General features: G+C 62.0%; 13 protein-coding genes. All 13 read right to left on the bottom strand.

Going from position 1 to position 21,292, the window contains the following annotated elements:
• Positions 1-10: 10 nt before the first annotated feature.
• Positions 11-3,268 carry an FHA domain-containing protein gene (locus tag ACPQ6D_RS01340; RefSeq protein WP_423222483.1) on the bottom strand — a complete coding sequence of 1,086 codons (3,258 nt, stop codon included), beginning with the start codon at positions 3,266-3,268 and terminating at the stop codon, positions 11-13.
• Between the two features lie 106 nt (positions 3,269-3,374).
• Positions 3,375-6,632: a protein kinase domain-containing protein gene (locus ACPQ6D_RS01335; RefSeq protein WP_423222482.1), complete on the bottom strand. Its 3,258-nt coding sequence runs from the start codon at positions 6,630-6,632 to the stop codon at positions 3,375-3,377.
• 52 nt (positions 6,633-6,684) lie between these two features.
• Positions 6,685-7,545: an FHA domain-containing protein gene (locus ACPQ6D_RS01330; RefSeq protein ID WP_423222481.1), complete on the bottom strand. Its 861-nt coding sequence runs from the start codon at positions 7,543-7,545 to the stop codon at positions 6,685-6,687.
• A gap of 4 nt (positions 7,546-7,549) precedes the next feature.
• Entirely contained in the window at positions 7,550-8,230 is a 681-nt protein-coding gene (locus ACPQ6D_RS01325) for an FHA domain-containing protein (RefSeq protein WP_423222480.1), read from the bottom strand.
• Positions 8,231-8,328: 98 nt separating this feature from the next.
• Positions 8,329-8,694: a hypothetical protein gene (locus tag ACPQ6D_RS01320; RefSeq protein ID WP_423222479.1), complete on the bottom strand. Its 366-nt coding sequence runs from the start codon at positions 8,692-8,694 to the stop codon at positions 8,329-8,331.
• Positions 8,695-8,787: 93 nt separating this feature from the next.
• Positions 8,788-9,429 carry a class II aldolase/adducin family protein gene (locus ACPQ6D_RS01315; protein WP_423222478.1) on the bottom strand — a complete coding sequence of 214 codons (642 nt, stop codon included), beginning with the start codon at positions 9,427-9,429 and terminating at the stop codon, positions 8,788-8,790.
• A 79-nt stretch (positions 9,430-9,508) separates the two neighbouring features.
• A complete protein-coding gene (locus ACPQ6D_RS01310) occupies positions 9,509-11,014 on the bottom strand; it encodes an FGGY-family carbohydrate kinase (protein WP_423222477.1) in 1,506 nt (501 codons plus the stop codon).
• Positions 11,015-11,081: 67 nt separating this feature from the next.
• The gene (locus ACPQ6D_RS01305) at positions 11,082-12,041 is read right to left on the bottom strand and encodes an NAD(P)-dependent oxidoreductase (protein ID WP_423222476.1); all 960 of its coding nucleotides are present in this window, start codon (positions 12,039-12,041) and stop codon (positions 11,082-11,084) included.
• Positions 12,042-12,120: 79 nt separating this feature from the next.
• A complete protein-coding gene (locus tag ACPQ6D_RS01300; RefSeq protein ID WP_423222475.1) occupies positions 12,121-13,746 on the bottom strand; it encodes a Stp1/IreP family PP2C-type Ser/Thr phosphatase in 1,626 nt (541 codons plus the stop codon).
• A gap of 50 nt (positions 13,747-13,796) precedes the next feature.
• On the bottom strand, positions 13,797-15,152 hold the full coding sequence (locus ACPQ6D_RS01295) for an O-antigen ligase family protein (protein WP_423222474.1): 1,356 nt from the start codon (positions 15,150-15,152) through the stop codon (positions 13,797-13,799).
• Positions 15,149-16,963 carry a serine/threonine-protein kinase gene (locus ACPQ6D_RS01290; protein ID WP_423222473.1) on the bottom strand — a complete coding sequence of 605 codons (1,815 nt, stop codon included), beginning with the start codon at positions 16,961-16,963 and terminating at the stop codon, positions 15,149-15,151. The genes ACPQ6D_RS01295 and ACPQ6D_RS01290 overlap by 4 nt, the downstream gene beginning before the upstream one ends.
• Before the next feature lie 91 nt (positions 16,964-17,054).
• A complete protein-coding gene (locus tag ACPQ6D_RS01285; RefSeq protein WP_423222472.1) occupies positions 17,055-17,843 on the bottom strand; it encodes a hypothetical protein in 789 nt (262 codons plus the stop codon).
• 64 nt (positions 17,844-17,907) lie between these two features.
• Positions 17,908-21,228, bottom strand: coding sequence for a protein kinase domain-containing protein (locus ACPQ6D_RS01280; protein ID WP_423222471.1), 3,321 nt, complete (start codon positions 21,226-21,228; stop codon positions 17,908-17,910).
• Positions 21,229-21,292: the final 64 nt, after the last annotated feature.

Genomic DNA, 21,292 nt, shown 5'->3' with positions numbered 1-21,292 from the left:
ACTGTTCATCCTACACCACATCCTTCCGCCTCTGGAAGAACACGATCAGCCCGACCAGCACGATCATGACGATGGTCATCGCCAGCCAGCGCGTGGTAACGCTGCCCTTGAACGCGCGGCCGTAGTTGTCGAAGACGTTCTTGAGCATGCCCTCCGCACCCTTGACCGCGCGCTGGCGCTCGCGCTCCCACGCGGCCTTTTCATCGCCCCAGGTTTCCATCGCCGCGGCGTATTCATCGCCCTGACGCTGGCGCGCGTCCTGGTACTCATTGCCCTGCGCCTCACGCTGATCCTGATACGCATTCCCCTGCTGCTGACGCCGATCCTGGTATTTGCGGCCTTGTTCACGGCTGTCGTCCATGTAGTCGGTCAGCTTGCGCGGGTCGTTCGGCGTGGGCAACGGCGTCGGCGACGGATAGGGCGTCGGCGACGGATAGGGCGTCGGCGACGGGTAGGGCGTCGGCGAGACCGGTTTGACCGGCTCTACGGCAGCCAACTGCGTCTTGGCCTTGTCATCGTAGAAATCCGCGCTCTGGATACCCGGAAAGGTGCTGCACGTTTGGAAAATGGTCGCGCCCATGCAAGTGCAGCCCAAGGCCAGCTTCTGCTCATCGTCTTGGTTCAGAACGGTGTTCCAGCCGGTCTGACCGTCCTCATCGTACTTGGGCCGGTCGTCCCAACAAGGGTCATCCACCAGCGGCTTGCCAAACCCCGTGATGTTGACCAACGCCTCGAACGCCCAACGCGTGGAGGCGATGACGCTGATCTGCTCGCCGCCGGGGATCAAGTCGAGCGGCAGGAGCGCGCCGGCAAAGAGGAACTGCGGCACCAACACGACGATGACCAGCAGCAGTGCCACGTTCAGGTTGGGCGCGGCGGCCGAAATTGCCAGGCCGAAGAGATAGCCCGACAGCGTGCCGATGAACAGAGTCACGTAGATCGCCACGTACGCGCCCGCGCCCGGCAAATCGGGATTGACAAAGATCAGTTTGAGGACCAGGAAGACGACCGCCTGGTAAAGCGCGAGGATCAATCCGATCCAGACTTTGGACAGGATGTAGGGGCCGATCTGCAGGCCGACCGTGCGCTCCCGCTTGTAGATGTCGGTCTCTTTGACAATCTGCAGCACGGAGCTGAGCGCGCCGACCAGGATAGTGATCAGGCCCATCATGAAGAGCATCGTGATGATCTTGCCCGGATCGCCTTTGACCGGGTCGAACAGGTCTCTCCCCCACATGAAGTCCATCAGGCCAATGCCGGGGGCCAGTAGAAGCATCAACGCCAGGCTGAGCCGGTCACGCATCAGGATGTTGAGGTTGCGCGAGGAAAGAATCATCAACTGGCTCAGCGCGTTGACGCGTCGGGTCGCGCCGCTGCTCACGCGGCGGGCAATCGTATCCGGCCCGACGTTGGACGCCGCAGCCTGGCGATGGCGCAGGCGCTCAACCACGTAGTTTTGATACGCGGGCGATTTCTGATAACGCTCCGCCCAATCGGTCGGCTTGCCGCGCTTGTCGTCCTCCAGCACGATATAGATGCTGTCGAACTCCATGTCCTTCTCGCGCCGCTCCTGGTCGGTGCGGTAGCGGTCGAAGTAGATCAGTGCTTCTTCGGGCGGGCCATAGAAGGCCACGTAGCCGCCGCGCACCACGAAGATGACCTTATCGCACATCATCACATTCTTGGTGGCGTGCGTGATGAGCACGATCGTGCGTCCCTGGTCAGCCAGATGGCGCAGCAGTTTCATCATGTTGTATTCGGTGCCGGGGTCGAGGCCCGAGGTTGGTTCGTCCAGGTAAAACAGCCGCGGCTTGGTGAGCAGTTCCACGCCGATGGAGACGCGCTTGAGCTGGCCGCCGGAGAGTTTGTTGATCGGCAAATCCTTGCGCTCGGTCAGATCCAGGTCTTCGAGCACTTCCAGGATGCGTTGGTGGCGCTCAGCCGCGGTGGTGTCAGCCGGCATACGCAGCTGCGCCACGTAGTCGAGCGCGGCATAGACCGATAACTCGGCATGAACGATGTCCTTCTGCGGCACATAGCCCAGCTCATTGCGAAAAAGGTCGAAGTTCTTGTACAGATCAATGTCGTTGACAAAGACCGCGCCATGCGTGGCCGGGTTGAAGCCGGTCAGCGCGTTCATCAGGGTGGACTTACCGGCGCCGGAGAGGCCCACCAGGGCCACGAATTCCTGCGGCGCGATCGCGAGCGAGATGTCTTGCAGCAGGTTTTTCTCTTTGGTAACCCATTTCTGCAGATGAAATACATCCAGGCGCATGCCCCGGTCTTCCATCTGCCGGATGTTACCCTCCTTGAGGTCGAGGCGGAAGGGGCCGATCTGAATTTCGTCGTCCTCTTTGAGCCAACTCTCGCGCTCGATGCGTTTGTTGCCCACAAAGACGCCGTTCGAGCTTTTGAGGTCATGAATGCGATAACGCCCCACGCCCATGCGCTCGATCATTGCGTGATAGCGACTGACCTGCGGATGGTCGAGGACGATCTGATTGTCTTTGGCGCGGCCGATGCGCACCGGCTGGTCGTCGGTGGGCAGCCCCACGACGCGCGCGGGCGGCGGCGTGGCAGCTTCAGGCTTGGCCTGGCCGCCCACGAAGCCGATGGCGCTGCGAAACTGCATGGCCACCTGGTCGGTGACGTAGAGCACATCGCCGTCCACCAGCGCCTTCTGCGGCACCTTCTGCCCGTTGAACGTCAGGCCGTTGGAGCTGCCGGCGTCGCTGATCGTGAAGGCAGCACCGACCTGCTGCAAGCGGGCATGATGCCCGGAGACAACGCCGACATTGAGGACAATGTCGTTATCTGCCGCGCGCCCCACGGTGATCTGCGGCTTATCGAGCGCAAACTTCTGCACTTGGCCGCCGAGATAGACAGCGAGACCGGGCGTCGGCCGCGCGGAGATGCGAATCTTGTCGCCTAACCACGGCGGCGCCGGCGCTTCGGCCGGCCGCAAGCTCAGTTGAAAGCTGGCAATCTGCAGCACATCGCCAAAGCGCAGCGGGTAGGATTGACGCGCCGCTAACGGCCGCCCGTTCAACTGGGTGCCGATGGCCGAGCCGAGGTCTTGCACCTGGAAACCCTGCGCAGTGTAGGTCAGGCGCACATGGCGCCGCGACACCTGCGCGTCGTCCAGAAGGGCGACGTCATTTTCACTGCTGCGTCCAATGTCCAGGGTCGGCTTCGAGATCGGATGCTCATCGGCTGCGCCGCCGGCCTGAACCGTCAAAATGCCATAAATCGCTGGAGTGTCTGGCATGAATTACACCTCATGAGAATCTTCTGCTTGCGGGAAGCCCAACCAAGGCCGCCAGGAATCGCTTGCCCGAGGGGGCGGCGACTTGGGTATGCCTTCACAGGGTCGTTCATTCATATACAACACGCACCTGGTATGGTTGCTGACTGCTGGACTCGCTCCTATTAATCACGCGGATATAATAGCGTCCCATGGCCAAGGCAGGCACAAAGATATGTTCATTCGCATTACCGAGGTTGCCTGAATAGGCGCCTGGAATCTGGCCAATATCGTCACGTAGTAAGATATCGTAGTTGTGCCCTGAACCGATGCTGGTGAGCCATACTTCGACGCTGTGTGGGGCGGAAACATCAAAGGCGTAATAGTCATTCAAATCACCAGAGCCGGGAAACAAGCCGTAGTAGATTACGTCGGAGAGAATCGGACCATTGGCCTCTGTGAAGACGTTGTTGGGCTCACGTTCCCACACCACATCAACCGATTCCACGTTGGACCAGCCGCTCTCACCGCTGCTGTTGACTGCTTTGACTCGATAGAAATAACGCGTCGGCCCATGATCGTTGACCTGGAAAACCGTGCCAGTGCCTACATACAGAGTAGATGGCGCGACAAAGACGCTGTTTGTCGCTTCTTGTAGGTTGTAGTTCGTAGCGAGAACGGCATTACTCCAGGTAACGGGATAACTGCCATCACCATCCATATTCGCAATCGTATGAAGGCTCGGTGCTTGGGGCGGTAGCACTGGCACTGGCTCCGCCCAAGCGATTGACGGAACGTAGAACAAATGAAGGATGGCCTGAGGGGTATTGGTCGGTGTCCAGGTTGGACGATCAGTCGGTGTCGGCGTCCAGGTTGGAACATGAGTCGCCGTTGGCGTCCAGGTTGGGGTTGAAGTCCGCGTGTGTGTAGCTGTTGGTAACCTGGTTCCTGTGGGTGTAGGCGTCGGCGGAGATGGGTTGGTCAAGACCAGATCGCCAAAGATACCGGTCTGAACGTTATTTCCCTCCCAGATCATGTAAGTGTCCCAATTACCGCCATCGTCATCATCGTGAAGACCGAATGTAACACCTAGTGTCTTGTTGGCCACGAGATCTCCTGCATTGATGGTCGCCTTAGGAAGCGCCACTTCAAGGTTCCAGCCCTCAGCCGTGCGCTGAATGCCGACCGCTAGGGTGCTGATGGGGGTGCCGTAATCCGTCACGCGGTAATCGGGATTAACGGTAAACTGGTGGTCGTCAGAACCGTTGCTGGCGCCATTGTGCAAACCGTCCAGCGCCAACTCCACCTCATCGTCACGCCAGACATCGGTGCTGTCAGTGACAAGAACATCGTCACGCAAATGAAACGCGAAGTAGAGGTAGTTGGTATCCCATTGGCTCCAAATCTGGGCACTGAGATCGGATGTACTGGCATGACTACCCTGAAAAAAAGTAGCATTGCCTTCCTCGAGAGACGTACTGCCGCCGGTGGGCCAATCGTCCAGGTTGCCATCTACCGCCAATGGGGAACCTAAGTGATAACTGAAAAAGGTTTTCACCTGCGGCAAAGACTGTTTGAGGGTCGGAATGAAAGATGGTGGTTCCGTGGGCGGCGGTGGCGTTGGTGGTTCCGTGGGCGGCGGTGGCGTCGGCGGTTCCGTGGGCGGCGGCTGAGTCGGCGGTTCCGTGGGCGGTGGCTGAGTCGGCGGCAGGGGCGTATTAGTGGCATGTGGTGTGTTGGTTGGCTCAGGTCGCAGTGTGTTGGTTGGCTCAGGTCGCAGTGTGTTGGTCGGCTCAGGTCGCAGTGTGTTGGTCGGCTCAGGCCGCAATGTGTTGGTCGGCTCAGGCCGTGGCGTGTTGGTCGGAACATCTTTTGTATTCGTTGGCTGCGGCAACAAAGTGGGCACGAGCGTAAGAGTTGCCTCTACACGTGTGGGAGTTGGTGAGGGAGTCGAAGCAACCGTGTTCGTTGGTATCCGCGTCGGTGTTGCCGAGACAACTGCCATGGGTGTCCATGCAGCCGTGGATGAGGCGGAAGGTGCAGCTAATTCCGAATCGGGTGTGGCGGACGCATCAGAGACCGGATCTGGTGCATAGGATGCAGAAGTTGGTGGCTGTACCGTACCTGCTGACGAAGAGTTGGGTGATGCTTGTTGTGAGGGGACAATCAACGCAGCAGTGGGTGTCAATGGTGGCGGCTGCTGGCGTGCCACGACTATACCAATTACTGCCAATAACAGAACGGCAACAGCCCCGATCAGGACAGGCATGACGAGGAACTTGTCAGGTCGGGCGTTAGACCCAGTAGGCGCATCTGCGGAAATCATCGGTCCTGCAGGGGTCGGCGTCGAGAATGACACGGCTGGCGACGCAGTAGATAGCGCAGCGTTCGCAAACGTAGATGCTGCGCCGGTTGTCCCCACAGCCCCGATGCCCAATACCCGCCGGCTAGTCGCTGGCGCAGTCAAAGCTGTCATGTGTGAGGGATTCTCCATAGCCAGCACCGACGCGGCTGTGGCGATTAGTGGTTTGGTGGTCAACGGTTTAAGGCCCGGCGGCATCTTTCCGGTCACGGCGACGCTAAAATCTTCCGCCAGTTGCCCGGCCGTCTGGTAGCGATCTTTCGGCTGCTTTGCCAATGACTTCAACACCACGGCTTCCAGTGGTTTTGGCAAGTCAGGACGCCACTGGCGCAGTGGGGGAGCCGGTTCATGAACGTGCGCATAGGCGGTCGCCATCGAGGTTGCGCGCGAATATGGCAAACGCCCAGTCAGCATTCGATATGCTACCACGCCCAGCGCATAGGTGTCTGTCCGACTATCCACCTCATTGCCAAGTGCTTGCTCAGGAGCCATATAATCTGGTGTGCCAACGACAGCACCACTTAATGTCAGTCTGCTGCCATCACCAGCTTTCACCAAACCGAAATCCATGAGCGTAACATGGCCTTCGGCATCAATCATGATATTGGACGGTTTGATATCACGGTGGACAATCTGCTGTCTATGAGCATAATCCAGAGCCTCTGCTACCTGGCGCATCACATGATTGATAGCGCCAAACGACATCAGACCTTTGCTCGCCAGTAACTGATCGAGTGTCGAACCATCCAGCAATTGCATGACAATGTAATGAATAGAACCATGCTGACCAACATCGTGTATGGTAACGATATTCGGATGATGCAGACCAGCGGCTGTGATCGCTTCCTGATGAAATCGTTTGACAAACTGCTGATCATAGCCGAACTCGGGAGGCAACAATTTGATCGCCACCGGACGGCGCAACGTCACGTCATACCCACGGTGGACGATGCCCATACCACCGCGCCCTATTTCAGCTTGCACATCGTACTTTCCACTTAGGCGTTGCCCTACAACATCGTCCATAACACTCCTGAAAACGTTACTGGATGCGAGACTCAAAAAGTCGCCGGCCGGCTCATGCCATTCTTTCCATGTTTGCGGTGAGCATTCTCAGGATGCCGCCGATAATGAGCACGACCAGGCCAGCACCCACAAGATAGACGCCAGGTTGCAGTGCCACCTGCACGAAATCCGGCGCATACTGGCTCAAGACGTCGAACAGGCTGACGCCAAAGATGGTTTGCGCGCCGGCCTGGTAGTAGCCGTAGGCGTTGAAACCCAGGACGACGGCTGTCAAGCCGCCGAGGAGCGCCTGCGCCAACCCGGCGGCCAGGCCCCAACGCCGCGACGCCAGGTCAACCAGGAGCAGCAGCAGGCTGAGCGCGGCGATGCCGATCAGCAGATAGCCGTAGCCGCTCTCCATGCCGCCAATCGTGCGGTTGAACACGTTGCCCAACAGCGGCACGGTGACGCTGATGTGCAGCCAAGCCGCCTGCGCGCCCAGAATGAGCAAGCCCGCGGCGACCAGCGTCAGCAGGCGGCTGAGCCAGATGAACAGCGTGAACAGCATAGACGGCGGCGCGGCAGCAGGCTCTGCGAACAGCGCGGGCGGCGCTGGCGCTGCGGGAACGGGCAGGGGCGGCTCGTCAACCAGACGCAGGCGCGTGCTGCCGATCGTCACCACGTCGCCTGGCCTCAGCGGCCGCGCGACGTTGGGCGCCAGGCGCACTCCCCCCACAAAGGTGCCGTTGGTGCTGCCCAGGTCCACGATCTGCCAGCGATCGCCGGCGCGACGCAGCTCAGCATGGCGTCGCGACGCCTGGGTTTCGGTCAGAATCAGATCGCAATCCGACCCGCGACCGAGCGTCAGGACGCCGCGCTGCATGGGCAAGCGGCGCTCGCCGCCCTCGCCTGGTTGAATCACAAGCGTCATCATCGCCCTACCTCAACGGGGGAAACGTGGGGATTGAGGGAAACCCGGTGGGTAGCGGCGGTATGCCCGTTGGAATTCCGCTGGGCAAAGGCGGCAGAGCCGTGGGGATGGGCGGCAAGGACGGGATGCCTGTCGGCAGCGTGACGCTTGGAATCGCGGGCAATTGAATGGTCGGCAAACCAGGACCTGTGGCATCATCTCCGGCGCGCCGCATCCGTCCACCCACGAAAAGCACCGCGGCCACCACGAGGGCGATCAGCACGACGCCAATCACGATCGCAGCCACGGGCGATGAGCGTTGCGCGGCCGGACGCGCTTTCGCCACGGGCGGAACAACCGCCGGCCGCGCCGGCTCCGACGCGACGAAGGCAAATACCGTTTCCCCGATCGCAATCAAGTCGCCCGCATTGAGCACCTGTTCGCCGCTCACGCGTTGGCGGTTAAGCAGCGTGCCGTTGGCCGAGTCGAGGTCAATCACATACCAGCGTCCTGCGCGCATCTCCAGCCGGGCGTGATGACGGGAAGCCAACGGTTCAGGCACAACCAGATCATTGTCCGCGCTACGCCCCAGGGTAAAAGGAGAACGCGAGATCGCAACTGTCTGTCCGGCCAGCGCACCTTGCTCCGCGCGCAACTGCGCCATCACTCCAGGCCCGGCCGCCGGCGCTACCGCAAGCTGTGGTAACATCTCAAGCCTCCGGTCGAAAACCCCAAACAGGTAATCTCGAATCCCAAAGCGCAAGCCCCGAATCCGGTGCTTTGCACTTTGCGCTTTTCACTTTGCACTTACTCAGTAACGTCTGTCACATCGAAGCTCAACTCGCCGATGCCTTTGACGACGAAGCCCATGCCGACCTTGTGTTTGCCGGGGGTCAGGCTGGCGCCTTCCACCAGGATAGTCAAGGTCTTGCCCATCTCCAGGGTGAAGGGCATGGCATCGGATACGTCGCTGAACGCGATCTCCACGCCATCGGGTGGGCGAAAGAACGTCTGCTCCAGGGGGAATGCGACGCCGTCCAGCGTCACCGGCCGCATCTCGCGGCTGTAGCCGGATCCAAGTTTGTTAGCAATCTCAAAGGCAAAACCCTGGTCGGTCGGCCGTAGGCTGCCTTTGACATACAGTTGTCTGAGAATAAACGAAGGCACCTTCATGGAAATGGACTCCTTTCGTAGGTCACGCCTCCGGCGTGACAACGCTGTCCAGGCGAAGCAACAACCCGAACAAGTTCGGGACTCAGGGCCCGCCTACATGCGCATCATTTTGAAGAAGGCCCGTTCGGTCTCGACGACGTCTGGCGGCATGACGTTGAGCGGGCCGAGGAGGCTGGCCCACAGAAAAGCCTGACACAGTTTTTCCAGGTATTCACAGGCATAGAGCGCGGCGCGCAGATCACGGCCCACGGCCATCGCGCCGTGATTGGCGAGCAGGCACGCGTGACGATCGCCCAGGGCTGCCACGGCCGCCGCGGCCAGTTCGTCGCTGCCCGACATGGCATGACCGGCCACTTCGATCTGCCCGCCCAAGTAGATCATCTGATCTTCGAGAATGGGCGGGATGGCGCGGCCAGTCACGGCCGCGGCGCTGACGTAGCGCGGGTGGGCATGGATCACGGCCAGCACATCGGGCCGCGCCTGGTAGACGCCCACGTGCATCATCAACTCGGAGGAGGGAATCCCTTCCCCGGCCACCACATCGCCCTCGAACGTCGCCACAACGATGTCGGTAGGCGTCAGGTCTTCGGTGTAACGGCGGTTGGGCGTGATCGCCAGCAGCTCATCGCCCACGCGCTGACTGACATTGCCGGAACTGCCCACGGTCAGGCGCTTCACCAACAACTGCTGGGCCGCCTGCAGCACACGCTGTCGCTCCTCCAGCCATTCAGTCACGTGACGCCTCCTGTGCATAAGCTGACGGAAAGGGCACATCCCGTCACTTGTATTTTACCACACTTTGCGCGCAGTGAGACTAGCCAATGATACGGCTCATCGTCTCTAATTGCTCCCTCGCCTGCTGCCAACGCTCGTATTGGTCAAGATACTCGGCCACGGCCACGCGCGTGGGATCAATGCTCATATCCTCGCGGCTCATGGCGGCGGCGGCCGCGGTCAGGTCGGGATAGAAACCGGCGCCCACGGCTGCGCTGACAGCCGCGCCGCGACTGCTGGCATCGGGCAGCGCGCTGACGCGCACCGGCTGCCCCAACACGTCGGCCAACATCTGCGTCCACACGCGGCTGCGGGTCAATCCGCCGCCCACCGCCACCTGGGTCGCCGGCGCCCGGCTGACCTCAACAATCAAGTCCAGGTTGGCGCGGGCGGCAAAGGCGATGTTCTCCAGCGCAGCGCGCGCCAGGTGCGGCCGCTCTACCCCGATGAAATCGGCGCCCAGCGGCATGAGCAGCCCGCCCCAGGCCAGCCCCATCTCCGCGGCGTTCATGGGCTGCGGCCCCAGGAAGGCCAACGCGCCGCCCGCGCCCGGCCCCACCGACGCGGCCAGCCCTTCCAGCGCCGCGAAATCGTGACGGCCAAACATCACCTCAGCCAACCAGGCGACCGCGCGGCCGGCCGGCCCGGCGTTGCCTTCCAGCACCCAGCGCCCAGGCAGGACATGGCCGCCAACCCACAGCCGACCCTGGCCGCTCAGCGGCGCGGCGATGACCTGCTGCAGCGGCATACTCCAGCCGGCCAGAATGCCCACCTGCCCTGGCGCGGTCACGCCCAGGCCAAGCAGCCCCATCTGCGTATCCGCGCCGCCCATGACGACCGGCGTACCCGGCCGTAGGCCCATCTGCGCCGCCGCCGTGGCCGTAACCTCGCCCACGATGACGCCTGTAACCCGCACGGGCGGAAAGAGGGCCTGGGGCAAAGCCAGGCTGTTCATCAGCTCTGCTGACCAGGCTGCTTCACGGATGTCAAAGAGCTGCGTGTCGGCCGCGGCGCTCGGCTCGGTGCCGCGAACACCGCTCAGGCAAAAGGTCAGCCAATCGCTGATCGTCAGCAGGGTGTGGAAGCGCCGAAAAAGCTCAGGCTGCTGCTCCGCGAACCAGCGCAGGCGCGCGGGGGCAAAGATCAGGGCCGGGCGATGCCCGCTGATCGCGTACAGGCGCTCGCCCCAGGTCTCCTCCAAGGCCGCGGCCTGAAAGACCCCGCGCAAGTCCTGAATTGGCCCGGCGTAAAGCGGCGCGCCGGTCGCGTCCAGGATCACCAGGCCGCCGCGCTGACTGGTCACGCTAACCGCAGCCACCGCGTCCGCCGGTATATTGGCCTGCGCCAGCGCCTGGCGCGTCAGCGCAGTCAAGATGCCCCAGAACCGCCCTGCATCGAAGGCCCGCCCCCAAGGCGCTGCGTCGGGCGGCGTTTCGTAATCCCACGCGGCGGCCGCTACAGCCAGCTGGCGTCCCATCACATCGAAGATCGCCGCGCGTCCGCCGCTGGTGCCGGCATCAAGGGTCAGAAGGGCTGCATCGGTCACAGGCGTGTGCTCTTTCCAAAGTGCAAAGCGCAGAGTGCAGAGTGCAGAGTGCAAAGCGCGCGGTCAGCTACGCCTGATGGTCAAGGCCAACAAAATGCTCCAGCGCCTCGGTAATCAGGCGGGAATGATGGCCCACGACATCCACCGATGCGCCGCCGATGTGAGGCGTGAGGATCGCGCGATCCACCGCCAACCACGGGCTGTTGGGCGGCAGTGGCTCGATGCGGTGAACGTCCAAAGCGACGCCGGCCACATGTCCCGTGTGCAGCGCGTCGAGCAGAGCATCTTCATCCACCAGGGCTGCGCGCGCCGTGTTGATGAAGAAGACGCCCGGCTTGGCCTGGGCCAGGAACGCGGCGTCCACCAGGTTGCGCGTGGCTGGCGTCAACGGACAGTGCAGGCTGATGAAGTCAGACTGGCGCACCAGGGTTGCCAGGTCAACCATCTCGGCCAGCCCATCCGGCGCAGCAGGGAGGAAGGGATCGGTAGCCAGGACGCGCATTTCCAGGCCGCGCAGCCGGCGCGCCACCGCGCAGCCCACCGCGCCCAGCCCGATCAGGCCAGCCGTGCGCCCGGCCAGCTCGATGCCGCCCCACGCGCCGTAGCCGGTCAGGGCGCTGTCCCAATGACCGCCGCGCACCAGGTCATGCGCCTGGGGAAGACGCCGCGCCAGGGCCAGCATGAAACCCAGGGCTAATTCGGCTACGGCGACGGCATTGCGGCCCGGCGTGCTGACGACGGTCACGCCGTGACGGGCCGCCGCGTCCAGGTCCACATGGGGGCCGATTTCACCCCGGCAGACCCCCACGAAACGCAGATTGGGCGCGGCGGCGAAGGTCTCAGCCAGCACAAAGTCGGCCTCGATGACCAGGTAGTCAATGCGCTCCCCGCGCAGACGTCTTCCCAGCGCTTCAGGGTCAACCAACTCGGCGGTGTCCAGCCAACTTTCGTGGAAGACCTCGAAGCGGCGGCGCAAGCGTTCCAGATACGCAGGGGAAAATTGAGCGAGAATGAGCAGTCGTTCCATGTCTTTGACCTATCTACCGGCAACTTCTTCAAGATGGATAGTTACGTTTGCAAGAGAGTCTGATGCGGACCTTCGCTCGTTAGCGACGTCTCGGGGTCAGCGAAATTGTGGGCCGCAGGTCTACCGTGGGAGGGACGGGTAGTCGAACCGTGGGGATACTGGTTGGCGCAGCCGTTGGTTTCTGCGCCTGGTAGGTCAAGGTGCGCGGCATCGGTGTGCCGGCCAGCTGCTTGTATGGTTCTACCTGGATAAGCGCCACCGTCCACGAATAGGTTCCGTCGCCGCCCTGCTTGACCGCGGGCGCCTGGCTGAGACGAATAGTTTGTTCCCAACTATCGCCCGTTTTTGCTGTCACAGGCCGGTCGGCCGCCGTGGGTGGATTCGAGCCTTTCCAGAGCAGCACCTGGAAGCCCTGGCCAGGCTGCAGTTGACCGCTCCAGTCCCAGGCAAAGCGCTGCGTATTATCCCCCACGATGGTGATATTGCCAGGAGTGAGCAAGACCGGCAGGGGTTGATTCGACTGGGCTGGTCGTGTCGTCGGCGACGCAGGGGCGACGGTGGGCTGGGCCGTCGTCGGTGTGGGGCTGGGCGGCAACGTCGCCGTCTCGACCATGGCGGTTCCGTTGACGGCCGCCAACGTGGCCGTTGGTCGGCCGCCATCGCCTGTCGCCAGCGTGGCGGTCGCCTCCCTGGTCATCGTGCCTTGCGGCGATGCAGCCGCGCTGGTTGGCTCACCGGCGCGACCGCGCGTGGTTTGCAGCAGCAGCATGATGCCAGCCAGGGCCATCAGAACGATGACCGCGGCCGCGGCCATCAGCCACAACGGGAAACGGCGTGCGGCGGCCGTCCTGGCTGGCTCAGCCGCGGCGCGCGCCACGGCGGGCATGGCCTGGCGGCTGCCGCCGGCCCCCTCTGCCCGCACGACAATGACACTGATGTTGTCCAGGCCGCCGCGTTCGTTCGCCAAATCCACCAGGCGGCGCACCGCGTCTGCAGGCGTGGATTTGCCCACAATGTCCTGGATTTCATTGTCCGTGACCATCGTGCTGAGGCCGTCCGAGCAGAGGATAAGCGTATCGTCGGCTTGCAGGCTGCCGTTGAAGAAGTCAGGCTGCGCGCTGTCCATCTTACCCAGGGCGCGGGTGATGACATTGCGCTGCGGATGGTTGCGCGCCTGCTCTGGCGTCAGCACGCCGGCGCGCGCCTGCGCGGCCACCAGCGAATGGTCCTGTGTGACTTGAGTCAACGCGCCGTTACGCAGCAGGTAAGTGCGGCTGTCGCCCACATTGCCGATGATCACCTCGCGCTCGCGCACCACAGCCAGCGTCGCCGTGGTACCCATGCCGATCTGACCGGCCGCGGCCTGGGCATGCTGAACAATCGCTTGATTCGCGGCGGCCACGGCATTGGTCAGCGCGGTGGGGATATCCGGGCTGGGGTCGGCGTAATAGGCGCGCGGGATTTCAGCCGCCGCCATCTGGCTGGCGACCTCGCCGGCGTTATGTCCACCCATGCCATCGGCCACCAGGTAGAGCCGCCCCTTGCGCTGGAGGATCGCTGGGTCAGAAGGCTCAAAGACGGCGACGCTGTCTTCCTGGTGATCACGCGCGCGGCCGACATCGCTCAGCTGCGCCACGCGCAGGGTCAACCCGCCAGAAGTCGGCAATGGGCGCTGGTTGGGCTGCGATGAGGATTGTTCTGCCATCGAAAGAAACCTCCTGTTGCGAACGAAAATCGGAGATCAGAGATCAGGAATCAGAGATCAGAGACCAGAGACCGGTCTGGCGGCAATTCTTCTTGCCTGGCCCCGTTGACCAGACTGAAGGGGGCGGCGCCGGCCAGGGCCAGGAGCACCCAGAACAAGGCGTCGGGCGTCATCACGTTGGGGGTCGCCTGCGCCTGGACAACGTAGGCGGTCAAAGCCGCCAGCGCCGCGGCCAAAATGGACACGGCCTGGCGATCGGCGGCGCGGCGCCAGGCGCGCAGCCATTGACGAGCCGCCGCCAGCAGCAGAGCGAGGAAGGCAGCCACGCCCACCACGCCGGTCTGCAGCAGCCGATCGAGCAGCAGGTTGTGCGGATCGTCCAGCAGCGCCGCGGCCGGGCCTGCCGCGGTCAGCTCGGGCGGCTGCGCGGCGGCCACGACCGCGCCAAACGTGCCGGGGCCATAGCCCAGCAGCCAGCGCCCATCGAGCAAGCGCAGGCTGGCGCGCCAGAAGATCAGGCGGGCGGCGGCCGAGTCTGCCCGCAGTTGGGCGTAGACGGGGGGACGCATGCCATACGCCGACGGTTTCACCAGGGCTGAGGCGCTCATGGCAACCAGCAGGGCAACGCCCACCAGGCCAGCCGCCAGCCCGCCGAGCAGCCGCCATCTCCAGCGCGGCCGGCCAGCCCGAACGGCAGGCCGACGCCGAAGGAAAGCGACACCGGCCGCCAGGCCGCCGACCAACAGGCCAAGCCACGCGGCCCGCGCCAGGGTCAGCAGGAGGCAGATGAGCTGCAGCGCAAAGAGCAGGCCGAAACGATACGCCGGCTGCCCTTCATGGCCGCTCCGCCACAGCGCCAGCGTGAACGGCATGACCATCACCAGGTAGGCGGCCAGGTAATTCGAGCGCCCTACCGTGCTCAGCACCGGCGAGACCGAGTCGCTGACCCAGACCAGCGGGTCGAGACCGGCTGCCTGCAGCAGGCCGTAAACCGTCACCGGTACGCTGCCGATGACCAGCGCCAGCAGCAAGCGCGTCACCTGGCGCCGCGTCGTCAGCGCCTGGCCCAGCAGCCAGCAGAAGACCACACCGCTGAGCAGCGTCAACGCGCCATCGGCCGTCGTGCGCGCGGTCCACAGGCTGCGGCGCGCCTCGACCGAGAAAATCGTTGCCAGCAGGACGGCGCCTGCATACAGCAGGTAGGGCCAGCGGGGCATGTCCCCAGAACGCAAGGCGGATGCTGGCGGCAGCAAGGCGGCCAGGAGCATCAGCAGCGTAACGATCTGAAAAACGGCGGCCTTGAGCGGTTCAAAGGCGTTGACGTCCAGCGGATTGAAGACCAGCGGGATCAAGATGACAACCAGCAGGCCCCCAACTTCCAGCGTCCACTGGCGGCTCCATCTCACGGACGGCGGCGGCGCAGCCAGGCTTCTAACGCGCCGCTGAGGTAAAGCCAACCCAGAAGCAGGCTGCCGCTCAGAATGCCCACAGCGCCGGCGAACCGCTGCGCTGCGCCTGGCCCGATCAACGGGGCTGCGCTGCGCGACGGCGTCGGCGGAACACCGCCAATTCTTAAAGTGCGAGGCGTGGCCTCTTTGCCAATCCGTTTGTACGGGTTCAATTGTACCACGGCTACCGTCCAAAGGTAAGTACCGGCCCCGCCTTGACGCACGCCGGCGGCCTGGTTGAGGTCAATCACTGCGCTCGTCGTGCGCACTGGTTCGGCCGCGCCAAAGTGGTCGGCTTGACCGTCTCTCCAGATGCGCACTTCAAACCCTTGGTTCGGGGCGAGTGCCGGACCATCCCACTGCCAACGAAACAGCAACTGCGCGGTCCCATACGCATTATTGGTGGGCTCCTGTAGAACGGGGCTGGTATCTTCCATACGTGCCAAGGCAGGAGTTGCAAGCCTTGTCTTTGAAACGGTCGGCGTGGGCGATGCCGTTGCCGTTGCAGATATCAATGAAGTGGCCGTCATTGGCGACGTTGGCCTCGGCGTGGCAGTAACAACCACAATGCGTGTGACCTCAGACTGTGGAATCGGCGTACTGGTATTAACTACCTCAGGCGTCGGCACAGGAGTCACGAGGGCGACAATCTCGGCCGTGGGCGTCGCGGCGGGCGCCGCGGTGCGATTGACCGCCCAAACTACACCACTGACCGCCAGAAAGAGCACGGCAACCATAGCAATGACCAAAATGCGGCCCGAGAGACGGGGAGGCGGTGAAAATCGTGCAGGGTCGCCAGAAGAAGCATGACTGATGACGCGGGTACTACTGCTCGCAGCAGACTTAACATTCGCATTGCCGGCCTTCGTCACAGCACCCGGTGGGGGAGTAGTAACTGCGGTCAAACCGGCCGGCATTTTGCCTGCAAGTGCCGTCCCGAAGTCGGCTGCCAACTGACCCGCCGTCTGGTAGCGATTGGCCGGTTTCTTGGCTAGGGTCTTGAGAACCACGGCCTCAATGGGTTTAGGGATATCGCTGCGGATTTGGCGCAACGGTGGTGGTGGTTCGTGAACGTGGGCATAGATGGTCGCCATGCTGCTGGAACGAGCGAAGGGCACCTGTCCTGTCAACATGCGATAGACAACCACACCGAGCGCATAGATGTCGGTTCGGCGGTCAATGGGTTGACCGAGCGCTTGTTCCGGAGCCATGTAGTCTGGTGTTCCCACCACGATACCGGTACCGGTCAAACCGGCTTCACCGGCCCTCACCAATCCAAAGTCCATCAGAGTAGCGTGGCCGCTTGGGTTAAGCATGATGTTGGCTGGCTTGATATCTCGATGAATGAGTCCACTCTGATGCGCATGATCGAGGGCATCAGTTATCTGGTGGAGCACATGCCCCGCCTGTTGCGGTGACATTGGGCCGTGATCATGGATCCACTGCTCCACGGTAGTCCCTTCGATGAATTCCATGACAATGTAATAGAACCCGTCTTGGTTGCCCACATCATGAATAGTCACAATATTCGGATGCCGCAAATTGGCGGCCGTAATCGCCTCCTGTTGGAAGCGCCGCACAAAAGACGTATCCAGCGTCAGTTGCGGAGGTAGCACCTTGATCGCGACCGGTCGTTTCAGCATAGTGTCTCGGCCGCGAAACACCACGCCCATCCCCCCTCGTCCCAACTCGGTATCAACTTCGTACTTGCCGCCTAACAAACGCGGTATCGGCACGGAGTTAAACGCGTCACCTGAATTTTCAACCATCGTGCATTTCCTTTTTTGCCCTACCACTCACGTCCGTCCACGAGTTGGCGTACGCTACAAGGCAACGTATTCTACGGCGTAACGCTTCGTCTCACTGGCGAAGGCGGCGGCGCAGCCAGGCTTCGAACGCGCCGCTGAGGTAAAGCCAACCCAGGAGCAGGCTGCCGCTCAGAAGGCCCACAGCGCCAGCGAACCGCTGCGCCGCGCCTGACCCGATCAACGGGGCTGCGCTGCGCGACGGCGTCGGCGGAACACCGCCAATTCTTAAAGTGCGAGGCGTTGCCTCTTTGCCAATCCGTTTGTACGGATTCAATTGTACCACGGCTACCGTCCAGAGGTAAGTACCGGCCCCGCCCTGCCGCACGCCGGCCGCCTGGTTGAGGTCAATCGTGACACTGGTGGTGCGCACTGGTTTGTCCGCGCCAAAGTGATCGGCCTGGCTCTCTTTCCAGATGCGCACTTCAAAGCCCTGATTATTAGTCAAAACCGGGCCATCCCATGCCCAGCGGAACGCCGTGCGGCCACTGGCGCTGCTGTTGTTGGCCGGGCTGTTCAACGTGGGCGCCACCTGGTCAAGCCGCGGCGTGGAAGTCTGGGTCGGTGTGACCGCTAGGGTTGACGTGGGCAGCGGCGTCGGCGCCAGGGTCACGGTGGGGTCCGTCTCGCCAATCACCACAGCCGGTAGGGTGGGCATGGGCGTCATGTCGGCGGCCGGCGGAGCCGACGTTGGCGGCGCGCTCGGCGCACGGCAGGCGGTCAACAGCAGGGCCAGGATGAAAGCGCCCAAGAAGGGTCGCGCGCGCCGGCTGGGCGACTGCCAGGCGCAAGAACGCGTGTAGCGTCCGCGAGGGTGGACTTGGTTCTCAAGGCGATTGTTCATGATTGCTGATCAGTCCTTTCTGACGATGATATGTGCAGTCCATTGGGTGGACAATAAATATGCTTCATGGCCCCCAGGAAATTCTTTCTTGCAGCCAGTCCCATTCACCAGTATGGTAGCCGCCGCCCAAATCGAACAGTTTGTGTTCTTGACCACCACTGATCGGTACGACATACACGGCCCAGGCCCCATCTCGGTCCGAAATGAACGCGACGTAGCTTCCGTCGGGCGACACGGTACCCAAGCCGTCACGCGCGGGATGGCTGGTCAGTCGTTGCAGGTTTGCGCCATCGAAATTGACTAGGTACACATCCCAATTGCCGTTGCGATCAGACATGAACACGATCTGTGATTCATGGTTGTCGGTCGGAATATCACTGGGTTGATTCGTTGCCGCCAACGGATTGCGCCCGCGACCGTCAATCGTGTAAATGCCACAGACGCTGCCATCGCTCCAGTTATTGCAGCCATTGAAGGCAATGCGCCAGTTTTTCAGATAAACTGAATAGCGCCCAAAGAGATCCTGTCCGTTGATCTTGAGAGGCGGAACGCTGTGACGGTAGCCGGCATCGTCCTGCAAGTAAATTCGGTAACGTGAATCACCTTGCGACGTAGAATCGAAGACAATACTGATTCCAGATGGCGACCAGTGCGGGCGGGAGTCCTCGGTGTATGCGCTGATGATGCGTAGGTTGTTGCCGTCTCTATCTGTTCGCACCAGGTTATCACCGCTGGCGCCTTCAGCGTTCGCCACCAGCTCGCCCTTACTGTTGAAATCTGGCTGGCGCAGGTTAGGTAAATACGGGGTACGCGCGCCATCAGATAATCGGTAGACATACGTATCAAAACGGGCCGTTTGCCCATTCCAAACCGAATATGCAATGCGACCGCCAGGCATCGAAACAGGTTGTCTTGTTGGTGTGGCGGTCGCCAACACCGAGGTTGGCGCAGGGCGTTTGGAAACCGACACTCGTGTTGGAGTGGCCGTCACTTGCGCGGTTGGGACGCTGGTCGGCGTCATGGTAGCGGTCGGCGATGACATAGGGCTATCATCTAGGCGAAAACTGTCAATGACATAGGCCAGCAGCGGGCGCAGCGGCGGTTCATGTGATGCCTCTGCTGCGCTGACAACGACATAGCCGCGGCCCCGGTCGTTCACGGCGACGAGATGGATGACCAGGTTGGCTCCCATGACTTGCGCGCTGATGACCCTCTCATATGCGGGGCGATCACCAAGGGTGCGAGCCTGCCCTTCCCGTTCGACGATGTTTTCAAACGTTGTGCGCGCACGAAGGATGTACTTCCGTGCGACCTCCTCAGGTGTATCGTCAGCTTGTGCATCACTGACCTGCTGAACGAAGACGCGCGCCAGTTGCTCAACCCAATCAAAATTGACGCCTGACCCATCCAGGCTTTGGGTCCAGTTCTCGGCCACGTACAAACTAAAACGGCTGGATGGGTCGAGATAGGGAACCAATGACATCGGGATTGCCTCGGAAGCAGCCGGCTCGAACGCGTAGTTGTCAAACACGAAGCGGGCGTCGGCCGCGTTGCTTGAAACGCCGTAAATCGCCACATCGCCGCGACCACGGGCTGTGTCAACAACCCTGGCCATGGCCTGACCGTCAATTTCAACCTGGATCTCAGGCCCCAACACGGTGACGCCCATCCGCACTACACTACCCCGACGTGGCACGGCAGTGCGCCGAATCAATGTGGTCGTTGCGCCGTTAATCCGTTTGGAAAGTTCATACCCTTTGCCAGGGGCGTAGTCGAGCTGATAGAAGTCTTGAGCGCCCGAACCGCGAAAAAGGAGGCCAGTACGTGTGTCTTTGAAGCGCTGGTCAGGCTCGACATCTACGGACACATGAAAGTTGCCCACACTGATATTGCGCCACAACCAAACCATCGAATTGGCCGTGTGAATGGTAAGCCGATAAGCGCCATCGCTGACCTGCCATAGGCCAGAATCATTGTCTCCAACATACCATCCCGGATTGATCTGGCTGAAATCCTCACGCTGCGACGCCGACGGCTGCCAATCGAAGGTGATTTTCGCTTGATTCGCCAAGCGAAAGATCGGCGGCTGTGACGTCGCCAGCGCCAAGGTGGGCATGGCGGTTGGGGCGCTCGTTGGCATCTGCGTCTCGGCAGCCTGTACATGGACAGTTGGCGCGGCCACGGTTGGTGTGGCAAGGGTTGCTGCGGTCTGCTGGTGGGTCAGGGCCAGGCCCGCGACCGCTAAGAGGATGATGCCGACCAGGACAGCCATAATGCGCCAGAAGGGCAGCTTCTGCGTTAGAGGTGAAGTGCCAGGCGTGGCTGCGCCAAGTCCAAGTGGAGACAGCGAGTGCGTGCCGGAATGAGCGGGCGTCGTCCTGGCAGCCTCGTTGGCGCCCGGGTGAGCGGGCATGGGCATCGTCTGCCCGTCGGCCGGCGAAACTGCATGCTCCCCGACGACGCGTCGTGTGAGCAACGCTGGGTGTTGGGCAGGCGGCGGCGCGGCGCTTCTGATGGTTGGCGGAGTGTTGATGCCCTTGAGCCCTGGCGGCACCTTGCCGCTGGCGGCCAAATCGAAATCGGCGGCCAGTTGGGCGCCGCTCTGATAGCGTTCAGTCGGTCGTTTGGCCAGCGTTTTGAGCACGACGGCCTCAATTGACCTGGGCAAATCGGGGCGCAGCACACGCGGAGGCAGTGGCGGGTCATGAGCATGCGCGTAAGCACTGGCCATGGGGGTGGAGCGGACGAAAGGTATACGCCCGGTCAGCAAGCGATAGACAACCACGCCCAGGGAGTAGATGTCGGTGCGACCGTCCACTGCATCGCCCAGGGCTTGCTCGGGCGCCATGTACTCCGGCGTGCCCACCACCACGCCGCTGCGCGTTAGCTGGCTGCCCTCAACGGCGCGCACCAGGCCGAAATCCATCAGCGTCACATGACCATCTGGACCGAACATGATATTCGACGGCTTGATGTCGCGATGGACGATACCGGCATGGTGTGCGTAATCCAATGCATCGGCAACCTGACGCACAACCTGGGCCGTCATGGGGAGCGCCATCGAGCCGTGGTTAAGCAGCCATTGTTCGAGGGTCTGGCCGTCGAGGTACTGCATAACGATATAGTGCCATGGCCCTTGTTGGCCAACATCATGGATGGTCACGATTGCGGAATGGTGCAACCCAGCAGCCGTGATTGCCTCCTGGCGAAAACGGTCTACAAACTGCCTGTCGTAGGTGTATTCCAGCGGCAGCACCTTCACCGCCACCGATCGGCGCAGCATGACATCATAGCCGCGATAGACGATGCCCATGCCGCCGCGGCCGATTTCAGCCTGGATTTCGTATTTATTAGCCAGTGTAACGCCGATTAAGGGAGGATTCAAGGTCTGTTTCCCCATGTCGAATGCGGAACAATCGTTTTATGTCAATTTATCAACTCAAGGGCGT

The sequence above is a fragment of the Candidatus Amarolinea aalborgensis genome, assembly GCF_900491745.1.
GTDB classification, from domain to species: Bacteria; Chloroflexota; Anaerolineae; order SSC4; family Amarolineaceae; genus Amarolinea; species Amarolinea aalborgensis.
Note: the sequence above shows the minus strand (reverse complement) of the source record. Positions and strands in the feature narration are given on the sequence as shown.